The sequence below is a fragment of the Streptomyces sp. NPDC031132 genome (assembly GCF_055570595.1).
In genome coordinates this window covers 43,883-53,325 of record NZ_JBVIGX010000002.1, presented here as the reverse complement: position 1 = coordinate 53,325, position 9,443 = coordinate 43,883, and the positions used below count along the sequence as shown (strand labels likewise).

The following is a 9,443-nucleotide window of genomic DNA, read 5'->3' as shown; positions in this document are numbered from 1 at the left end:
GGGAAAAGAGCCTCCGAGAAAAAGCACCAACACTGACCCCACAGCCCCCCACAACCCTCCCCCCCCCTTCCCCGGGGGGGGGGGGGGGGGCCCCCCCCCCCCCCCCCCCCCCCCCCCCTCCCGTTGCGTTCGGGGGGTCAGGAAAGCACGGGGGATTCCCGGCGGGCGAGCGCGACCACCCGTTCCGCGCCCGCCAGGACCGCAGGGTCGACGAAGCGGCCGTCCGGCAGGGCCACGGCGCCCGGGCTGCGGCGGGCCGCGGCGACGACCTCCTCGGCGGCGGTGACCTCCTCCGGGGCGGGCAGGTACGCCCGCTCGATCACCGGCAGCTGGCGCGGGTGGATCGCCGCCCGGCCCAGGAAGCCCAGCGCCCGGCCGCGGGCACAGGAGACGGCCAGCGACTCCAGGTCACGGATGTCGGGGAAGACCGACTGCGCGGGCGGGGCCAGCCCCGCCGCCCGGGCCGCGACCACCACCCGGGAGCGCGGCCAGTCCAGGCCCGCCTCCGCGCTGATGCCCAGATCGGCGCGCAGGTCCGCCTCGCCGAGGGAGAGCCCGCGCAGGGCGGGGTGCGCGCGGGCGATCTCGTACGCGCGCTCCACGCCCAGCGCCGACTCCAGCATGGCGTGCAGGGTCATCCCGCCGGTGCGGTCCGCGACCGCGGCGATCTGCTCCGGGGCCGAGATCTTCGGCAGCCGCAGCCCCGCCAGGCCGTGCAGCCCGGTCAGGGCGGTGAGGTCGGCGCCGGCCCAGGGGGAGTCCAGGGCGTTGATCCGTACGAACACCGGGACCGGCGGGCGCTCGGCCAGCCGTTCCGCGGTCGCGGCGCGGGCGTACTCCTTGCGGGAGGCCGACACCGCGTCCTCCAGGTCGACGATGACGGCGTCGGCCCCGGAGTGCAGGGCCTTGGCGACCACCTCCGGGCGGTCGCCGGGTACGTAGAGCCAGGTCAGGATCATAGGGCCCCCTCCATCCGGAGTGCGCTGATCTCGGCCTCGGACAGGCCGAGTTCGGTGAGTACGGCTTCGGTGTCCGCGCCGTGGGGGCGGCCCGCCCAGCGGATCCCGCCGGGGGTCCCGGACAGCCGGAACAGGACGTTCTGCATCCGGAGCGGGCCGAGTTCGGGGTCCTCGACCTCGGTGACGGTGTCCAGGGCCGCGAACTGCGGATCGGCCATGACGTCCCGTACGTCGTAGACCCGGGCGACGGCGGCCTCGGCCTCCTCGAAGGCGGCGACCACGTCGTCGGCCTTGTGGCGCCCGATCCAGCCGCCGACGGCCTCGTCGAGGACGGGCGCGTGGGCCGCCCTGCCGGAGCCGGTCGCGAACCAGGGCTCGGCGATCAGTTCGGGCCGGCCGACGAGCCGCATGACGCGCTCCGCGATGGACTGGGCCGAGGTCGAGACCGCCAGCCAGCGTCCGTCCGCACTGCGGTAGGTGTTCCGGGGGGCGTTGTTGGTGGAACGGTTGCCGGTGCGCGGCTGGACGTAGCCGAGCTGGTCGTACCAGAGCGGGTGCGGGCCCAGCACGGTGAGGATCGGCTCGATGATGGCCAGGTCCACCACCTGCCCGTGGCCGGTGCGGTCGCGGCCGGCGAGCGCGGTCATCACCGCGTACGCGGTGGTCAGCGCGGCGATCGAATCGGCGAGGCCGAAGGGCGGCAGGGTCGGCGGGCCGTCCGGCTCCCCGGTGATCGCGGCAAAGCCGCTCATCGCCTCGGCGAGGGTGCCGAAGCCGGGGCGGTGGGCGTACGGGCCCTGCTGGCCGAAGGCCGTGACGCGGGTCAGGATCAGCCGCGGGTTGGCGGCGGACAGCTCGGGCCAGCCCAGGCCCCACTTCTCGAGGGTTCCGGGACGGAAGTTCTCGATGACCACGTCGGCGGAGGCGGCCAGCCGCAGCAGGGTGTCGCGCCCGCCGGGCGTGGACAGGTCGAGGGTCATCGTCCGCTTGTTCCGGCCGAGCAGCTTCCACCACAGGCCGACGCCGTCCTTGGCGGGGCCGTGGCCGCGCGAGGGGTCGGGGCGCTGCGGGTGCTCGACCTTGACGACGTCGGCGCCGAAGTCCCCGAGCAGGGTGGCGGCGAGCGGCCCGGCGAAGAGCGTGGCCAGATCCAGGACCCGCATCCCGCGCAGCGGCCCGGCCGCGGATCTGCCGTCGGCCCCGGCCCCGGGCAGCCCGTCGAGGGTCATGAAGCGGCTCCGGAGGAGCGGCCGGAGGCCGTCGCCGCGAAGGCGTCCGTCTCGGCGCGGGTCGGCATCGAGTCCTGGGCTCCCGGGCGCTGGACCGAGAGCGCGGCCGCCGCCGACGCCCAGCGCAGCGCCTCCTGCACGGGCCGCTGCTCCCCGAGGGCCACGGCGAGCGCGCCGACGAAGGTGTCCCCGGCGGCGGTGGTGTCCACCGCCCGGACCCGGGGCGCGGGCACGGTCAGCGGCTCGCGCCCCCGGGCGGCGTACAGGGACCCGGCCGCGCCGAGGGTGATGACGACCTCCGGGACCTCGTGGAGGAGGGCCTCGGCGGCCTGGTACGGGTCGGTGAGGCCGGTCAGGGCGGCGGCCTCGTGCTCGTTGGGTACCAGCAGGTCGGTGGCCTCGAGGAGTTCCGCGGGCAGCGGCCGGGCGGGGGCCGGGGTGAGGACGGTACGGACGCCGTGGGCGCGGGCGGCGAGCGCGCCGGCGAGGACGGCGGACAGCGGGAGCTCGAGCTGGAGGAGGAGCGAGCCGGCGGCGCCGATACGGGAGTCGTCGCCCGCCTCCAGGCCGGTGACGTGGGCGTTGGCGCCGGGAATGACGATGATGCTGTTCCCGCCCTCGTCCTCGACGGTGATGTGGGCGGTGCCGCTGGCGCCCTCGACGGTGCGCAGGGCCGCCGTCTCGACCCCGGCCGCGGCGAGCGCGGAGCGCAGCCGTACGCCGAACTCGTCGGCCCCGACCGCGCCGATCATCACCACCTCCCCGCCGCAGCGGGCGGCGGCGACGGCCTGGTTGGCGCCCTTGCCGCCGGGGACGGTGCGGAACGCGCGGCCGGTGACGGTCTCCCCCAGGCGGGGGGCCTTGGGGACGTAGGCGACGAGGTCCATGTTCGTACTGCCGAGCACGGCGATGGCCGTCATGGGCGGGCTGCCTCCTGTGCGGTGAGGTGGGCGAGGGTGTCGAAGCCGATGCCGTCGAAGCCGGGGACGGTGGTGGCGAGGCGGTTCTTGAGGGGGGCGGACCAGCGGTGCGGGACGCCGTCCGGGTCGACGAGGGCGGCCAGGGAGCCGGCGGTGGCGCCGTTGGAGTCGGTGTCCCAGCCGCCGGAGACGGCACGGCAGACGGAGCGGGTGAAGTCCCCGTCGGCGTGGGTGAGGGCGGCGGCGATCAGGGCGGTGTTGGGGATGGTGTGGACCCAGTGGTAGTGCCCGTACCGGGCGTGCAGGTGGTCCACGACGCGGTCGAAGTCTGCGTCGGCGTGCCGGGCGGCCGTGTCGACGGCGTGGCGGACGGCCTCGGCGAGCCGTGAGCGGGGCGGTACGACGGCCAGTCCGGCCCGGAGCGCGGTGTGGACGTCGGCCCGGCCGCCGGCGGCCTCGGCGACGGCGGCGGCGGTGAAGAGGGCGGCGTAGACGCCGTTGCCGGTGTGGGTGAGGGCGGCGTCCCGGTAGGCCTGGGCCGCGGCGGCGGCCGGGTCGCCGGGGTTGGTCCAGCCGTGCACGTCGGCCCGGATGAGGGCGCCGATCCACTCGCGGCAGGGGTTGTGGTGGGTGGCGGTGGCCGGGGGCTCGAGCCCGAGCAGCAGGTTCCGGTACGCGAGGCGCTCGGCGGTGAAGGTCCGGCCGGCGGGGAGCTCGTCGAGCCAGAGGCGGGCGACATCGGCGGTGGTGAAGCCCTTGCCGTACCGGCGCAGCAGGATCAGGTTCAGGAGCGGGTAGTTGAGGTCGTCGTCCTCGGGGGCGCCGTCGATGTTCTCGGCGAGGGAGGTGGCGGCGGAGCGCCGGTTCCAGGGGTGGGCGGCCAGCAGCTCCGCCGGGACGCCGTGTTCGGTGAACCAGTCGTCCAGGGGCCAGTTCCCGGCGGCCCGGGCCAGCGCCCGGATCCCCTCGAGCGGGAGCTTCTCCACGGGCTTGCCGAGCACGCACCCCACGGCCCGCCCCACCCAGGCCCGCTCGAGCCGCTCCCGCAGCCCGGGGTCGACCCGGTCGCCCGGTTCCCGAGCCACCCCGTCGGGGCGAGGGCCGAAGCCACCGGCCCTCGAGCCGTCCGTCCCCGCATCCGGGGGCGGGCCCTCGGCGCGCGGCGCAGCGAGGCCGGGGGCGGCGGGCCGGGGGTCCGGGGGCGTGCCCCCGGTTTCGGGGAGGGGCGGGGCGGGGGAAGGGCTTCCGGGCCCCCGGTCCGGCATCGCGGTCCACGTCGCGGTGATGGCCGGCCAGGCCGTCGGCTCGTCCCGGGCCGACGGGGAGGGGAGGCCTTCGAGTTCGGTCAGAAGGCGGGAGGCCAGGGCGCGGAGCTCCGGCGGGGCCGGGGCGGGAGAGGCGCCGGCCCGGCCGGGCGCCGGGTGGCCGCCGGCCGCGATCCAGGCGCGGAGCAGGGGCTCCGCGTCCCGCCCGTCCTCGGCGGCCTGCCGCAGCTCGTGCCCGACCAGATCCTCGGGCTGCACCCAGCTGAGCCGGACGGCCGCCGCCGAGCCGTCGCCCGGGGACGCGGCCGCGGCCGGATGCGCCGCGGGGGCGGCCGGTCCCGCCGGGTCGGGGGCGGCGGGTGCCGCGCCCGTTGCCCGGGCGGGTGCGGGCGGCCGGTCACCGGGCGGGGGCGGGGGCGCGGGGGCGGCCGTGGGGGAGTCGCAGGGCGGGGTGCCGGTCATTGCGGGGCGGCGATCGAGGCGAAGGCCGACTCGTGGGCGCGGCGGCGGGCGTGGTCCAGGGCGAAGACCTCGCGGGTCACCGCGGCCAGGGCCGATGCCGGGGCGTGCAGGTCGAGGCGGCTGGCCTCGGCGACCTGTTTGGCCCAGGCCGGCGGGATCGCCGAGACGCCGGACAGGGCTCCGGCGATCGCCCCGGCCATCGTGGCGATGGAGTCGCAGTCCCGGCCGTAGTTGACGGCTCCGAGTACCGAGCCCTCGTACGCGCCGTCGGCGACGATCAGCATGCCGAGCGCGATCGGGAGCTCCTCGATCGAGTGGAGGCGGGAGGGGCGGCGGGCGCCGAGCGAGGGGGAGCGGTAGTCCGGGCCGACCGAGTCGTACGGGGCCACCGCCGCCCGGAGGGGGGCCAGGGCCGATTCGAAGTCCCGGTGGAGCGATGCGACTTCGCACACCGCCGAGATGGCGGCCCGCGTGCCGTCCTTGGCCAGCGCCAGGGCCGTGTCCACCACCGAGGACACCGTCGCCCCGGGCACGCACGCCGCCGCGACCGCCGCGGCGAAGACGCCCGCCGCTTCCCGCCCGTACGAGGACTGGTGCGCCCCGGCGATGTCCAGCGCCTCCGCGTACGCGCCCGCCGGATGGCCGGCGTTGACGATGCCGACCGGCGCCATGTACATCGCCGCACCGCAGTTGACGATGTTGCCGTTGCCCGCCTCGCGGGGGTCGGCGTGGGCGTAGTGCAGCCGGGTCACGATCCACTTCTCGGCCAGGAAGATCCGCTGGAGGGGCAGGGCCTCGGCTTCCAGTTCGGGGATCCAGCGCGGGTTGGTCATCAGGTCCGGGACCAGGTGGTCGGCGATCGCGTACGCGTCGAGGTGGTCCCGCACGGCCTCGTAGACCCGTACCAGCGCATGCGTCATGAGGGTGTCGTCGGTGACGTGGCCGTCGCCCTTGTGGTACGGCGCGATGGGGCGGGCCGTGCGCCAGTCCTCGTGCCACGGGCCGACGACGCCGTGCACGCGGCCGCCGTGCCGTTCCACGATCCGGTCCGGGGACCAGCCCTCGACCGGACCGCCGAGCGCGTCGCCGACGGCGGCTCCGACGAGGCAGCCGGCCGCCCGGTCTTCGAGAGTGAGCGTCATGTCCGAATCATCCCTTGGGTGAGGTGAGTTCCGTGCGAGCGAGCAGCGCGGCGAGTTCGACCAGATCGGTGCCGGCGAGGCGGGGGAGGGCGCAGCCCGACAGGGTGCGGCAGGCCTCGCGCCAGGCGGTGGGGATCGAGTCGCCGCCGCCGAGGGCCCCGGTGAGCGCGCCGGCGAGGGCGGGGGCGGAGTCCGCGACGCGCGACAGGCAGGCGGCGGCCGGGACGGCCTCGGCGGCCCGGCCGCGGGCGGCGGTGGCGAGGGCGAGGGCCACGGGGACGGTCTCGGCGGCGGCGATGCCGTAGCTGTAGACGTGGTCCACGATCTCGTGCTCGAGGGTGGGGACGATGGCGAAGGCGCCGTCCCCGTCGCCGTGGGTACGGGCGAGCTTGACGGCGTGACGGGCGTTGCGGCCGATCTCGGTGGCCGCGGGGAGCTGGCCGAGGGCGGCGTCGACGGCGGTGTCGGTGTCCGCGCCGGCGAGGGCGGCCGCGAGGGCGGCGGCCATGGCGCGGGCGCCGTGGACCCCGTCGCCGTCCTGGGTGTAGCGGGCGTCGAACTCGGCGAGGTCCGCGGCCGCGGCGGGGTCCCCGGGATGGACGACGGCGAGGACGCAGGCACGGATGCAGGCGGCGTCGTCGAAGTAGTGCGGGTTGTCGTGGCCGGTGGCGGGCGGGCGCAGGCCGGCGGCGAGGTTGCCGAGGCCGGCGCGGACGGAGATGCGGGCGCGCAGCGGCAGCACGGCCGACTCCACCTCGGGGGCGCGCTCGGCCGCCGCGGCGATCTCGCTGGCCAGGGCGTTCCAGGCGAGGTCGATGGCGGCCCGCATGCGGCGGGACCGGCTGAGGTCGCTGAGCAGCACGCCGGCCGCGGTGAGCACGGATTCGGCGGCGAAGGCGGCCCATTCGGCGTCGTCGGAGGGGCCGAGGCGCAAGGGTTCCGGGGGCTGGTTCAGGGCGATGGGCACGGGGAGGGTGGTGGTCTGGTTCTGCTCGGCGAAGGTGTCGAGCTCGCGGGTGAGGCGGCGGGTCCACTCGGGCATGCGGCTGGCCCGGTGCCGGGCGGCGGGCCACCCGGCCGCGTCGCCCGCGGCGAGGCCGAGCAGCAACCCCTCGATCCGCCGGACCCCAGAGGGCGGCTGGGGGCCGCGAACCTGCGCGGCCGCCACAGGGGCGGTGCGCACCTGCGCGCCGGGGCCGGCGCGGGCGGTGCGCACCTCGGCGCGCGGGCCCTCGCCCCGGCCGGGCGGGGGTGGTGCGGGGACGGGGAGCTCCCCCATCCCGCCCCTTCCCGAAACCGGGGGCAGGCCCCCGGCCCCCCGCCCCGGCGCAGAGGCTGCGCCCGCGCCGACCCGGCCCGCCGGGCCGGAGTACGCCGGGTCCGGGGCCTCCAGGGCCGCGTCCGGTTGGGGTGAGCCCCGTTCCGGTAGGGCCGACTCCGGCGTCATCGGGCGGTCTCGGTTTCCGGGGTGAGGAGGTCCGCGATGTCCAGGACGTGGTAGCCCCGCATCGAGGGGAGGCAGCTGCCCCGTACCGGGCCGATGGCCGCCGCCCAGGCGGCCGGGATCGCGGCGACGCCCGACATTGCGCCGGCGAGGGCGCCCGCCACCGCCGCCGTCGTGTCCGCGTCGCGGCCCATGTTCACGGCCGTCAGGACCGACGACGGGAAGTCGCCGCCGCACGCGGCGAAGGCGCCGAACGCCAGGCCCACCGCCTCCGGGGCCAGGTCCGTCCACGGATAGCCGCCGATCACCACCGCGGAGCGCACCGCCCGTTCCCCGCGCGGGGCGGCCGTGACGGCCCGGCGCAGCGAGCGGGCCGTCCAGGAGTCGGAGGGGATGACCGAGAGGGCCGCCGAGATGACGGAGGCGGGCGAGCCGCCCGCCATCGCCGCGGCGACGCCGGCCGCCACCGCCTGGCCGCCGTAGATGCCCTCGCCGTCGTGGCTGACCGAGCCGTCGATGGCGACGAGTCGCGCCGCTTCCGCCGGGCGGCCCGCCGCGAACACCCCGAAGGGCGCCGCCCGCATGGCCAGGCCGTCGGACCAGGCGTGGCGGTGCTGCGCGGAGATGGGGGCCGCGAGCCCCCGGCGGAGGTTCTCCAGGGTGCCGCGCTCGCTGAAGCCCGCCCCGCGGAAGGGCCCCTCGTCGAGGTCGGCGATCCAGTGGTGCCAGGCCCGCTCGACGTGGGAGACGGTCAGCGCCGACCCGTGGCGGGCCAGCAGCAGCCCCGAGAAGATCGCGTACTCGGTGTCGTCGGTGCCCGCCGGGTCCTCCGACACGAAGCCCTCGATGCGGCCCCATTTCGCCCGGATCTCCGAGGGCTTCATGTTCTCGGCGGGGGCCCCGAGCGCGTCGCCCGCCGCGAGGCCGAGAAGAGCACCCCTGGCCCGTTCGAGGAGGACCTGCGGATTGCATGCAATCTGCTTCATCAGCTCCATGGCGGCGCCTCTCCCACTTGGATGGGGCTCATCATGAGCCCATGGGGGATTTGTGCCATGACATATGGTTTGTCGCTCGCCGCGAAACACCCCGCCCAGGCCCCCGTCACCCGGTCGCCGACCCGCGAAACCCCAGGTAAGTACGGCCTTCCTTGCTGGCGGGCGGCAGAAATCGTGCGTAGTTTCGAGGTGTTCCAGGGGAGTGGGTGCCTGCGCGTCGCGCATGGCGTGGTTCCGTATGCCCGCTCGTACAAAAGGGGAGGAATCCGCCATGTCCATCATCGACACCGAAGCACCGCTGCACACCGCGCACCGCGACAACCACACCCACCGTGACGTCAACGGCGGGTGGCTGCGGCCGGCCGTGTTCGGTGCCATGGACGGGCTCGTCTCCAACCTGGCGCTGATGACCGGTGTGGCCGGCGGCGCCGTCGCCCCGCAGGCCATCGTCATCACCGGGCTGGCGGGCCTCGCGGCCGGAGCCTTCTCGATGGCGGCCGGCGAGTACACCTCCGTCGCCTCGCAGCGCGAGCTGGTCCTCGCCGAACTCGACATAGAGCGCCAGCAGTTGCGCAAGCACCCCATCGACGAGATGGAGGAGCTGGCGGAGCTGTACGTCTCGCGCGGTGTCGAGCCGGCGCTCGCCCGCGAGGTCGCCATGCAGCTGTCCCGCGACCCCGAGCAGGCGCTGGAGATCCACGCCCGCGAGGAGCTCGGGATCGACCCCGAGGACCTGCCCTCGCCGATGGTCGCCGCCGTCTCGTCCTTCGGCTCCTTCGCGTTGGGCGCGCTGCTGCCCGTACTGCCGTACCTGCTCGGCGCCACGTCGCTGTGGCCCGCGGTGCTGCTCGCGCTGGCCGGGCTCTTCGCCTGCGGCGCGATCGTCTCCCGGGTCACCGCACGGACCTGGTGGTACAGCGGTCTTCGGCAGCTGCTGCTGGGCGGCGCGGCCGCGGGTGTGACGTACGTCCTGGGAACCTGGATCGGCGGAGCCATAGGCTGACCGCGCAAGCGGTGAGACACTATG

The 9,443-nt window shown here is 76.2% G+C and carries 8 protein-coding genes; 1 reads left to right on the top strand and 7 read right to left on the bottom strand.

Annotated features, from left to right (window positions below; translation table 11 throughout):
* Positions 1 to 137 precede the first annotated feature (137 nt).
* The 7 genes from ACZ49B_RS03255 to ACZ49B_RS03225 all read right to left on the bottom strand — a co-directional run bounded on the left by ACZ49B_RS03255 (position 138) and on the right by ACZ49B_RS03225 (position 8,407).
* Complete coding sequence (locus ACZ49B_RS03255; protein WP_468299930.1) at positions 138 to 959, bottom strand: HpcH/HpaI aldolase/citrate lyase family protein; 822 nt, start codon at positions 957 to 959, stop codon at positions 138 to 140.
* Positions 956 to 2,188: a CaiB/BaiF CoA transferase family protein gene (locus tag ACZ49B_RS03250; RefSeq protein WP_468299928.1), complete on the bottom strand. Its 1,233-nt coding sequence runs from the start codon at positions 2,186 to 2,188 to the stop codon at positions 956 to 958. Before ACZ49B_RS03250 ends, ACZ49B_RS03255 begins: the two co-directional genes overlap by 4 nt.
* Positions 2,185 to 3,108: a ribokinase gene (gene rbsK / locus ACZ49B_RS03245; protein ID WP_468299926.1), complete on the bottom strand. Its 924-nt coding sequence runs from the start codon at positions 3,106 to 3,108 to the stop codon at positions 2,185 to 2,187. Before rbsK ends, ACZ49B_RS03250 begins: the two co-directional genes overlap by 4 nt.
* Positions 3,105 to 4,835: an ADP-ribosylglycohydrolase family protein gene (locus ACZ49B_RS03240; RefSeq protein ID WP_468299924.1), complete on the bottom strand. Its 1,731-nt coding sequence runs from the start codon at positions 4,833 to 4,835 to the stop codon at positions 3,105 to 3,107. Before ACZ49B_RS03240 ends, rbsK begins: the two co-directional genes overlap by 4 nt.
* The gene (locus ACZ49B_RS03235; RefSeq protein WP_468299922.1) at positions 4,832 to 5,977 is read right to left on the bottom strand and encodes an ADP-ribosylglycohydrolase family protein; all 1,146 of its coding nucleotides are present in this window, start codon (positions 5,975 to 5,977) and stop codon (positions 4,832 to 4,834) included. The genes ACZ49B_RS03240 and ACZ49B_RS03235 overlap by 4 nt, the downstream gene beginning before the upstream one ends.
* 7 nt (positions 5,978 to 5,984) lie before the next feature.
* Complete coding sequence (locus tag ACZ49B_RS03230) at positions 5,985 to 7,256, bottom strand: ADP-ribosylglycohydrolase family protein (RefSeq protein WP_468299920.1); 1,272 nt, start codon at positions 7,254 to 7,256, stop codon at positions 5,985 to 5,987.
* Positions 7,257 to 7,420: 164 nt separating this feature from the next.
* Positions 7,421 to 8,407 carry an ADP-ribosylglycohydrolase family protein gene (locus ACZ49B_RS03225; RefSeq protein ID WP_468299918.1) on the bottom strand — a complete coding sequence of 329 codons (987 nt, stop codon included), beginning with the start codon at positions 8,405 to 8,407 and terminating at the stop codon, positions 7,421 to 7,423.
* A gap of 280 nt (positions 8,408 to 8,687) precedes the next feature.
* Here ACZ49B_RS03225 and ACZ49B_RS03220 point away from each other — a divergent pair, with 280 nt between their 5' ends.
* Positions 8,688 to 9,419, top strand: coding sequence for a VIT1/CCC1 transporter family protein (locus tag ACZ49B_RS03220; protein ID WP_468299916.1), 732 nt, complete (start codon positions 8,688 to 8,690; stop codon positions 9,417 to 9,419).
* Positions 9,420 to 9,443: the final 24 nt, after the last annotated feature.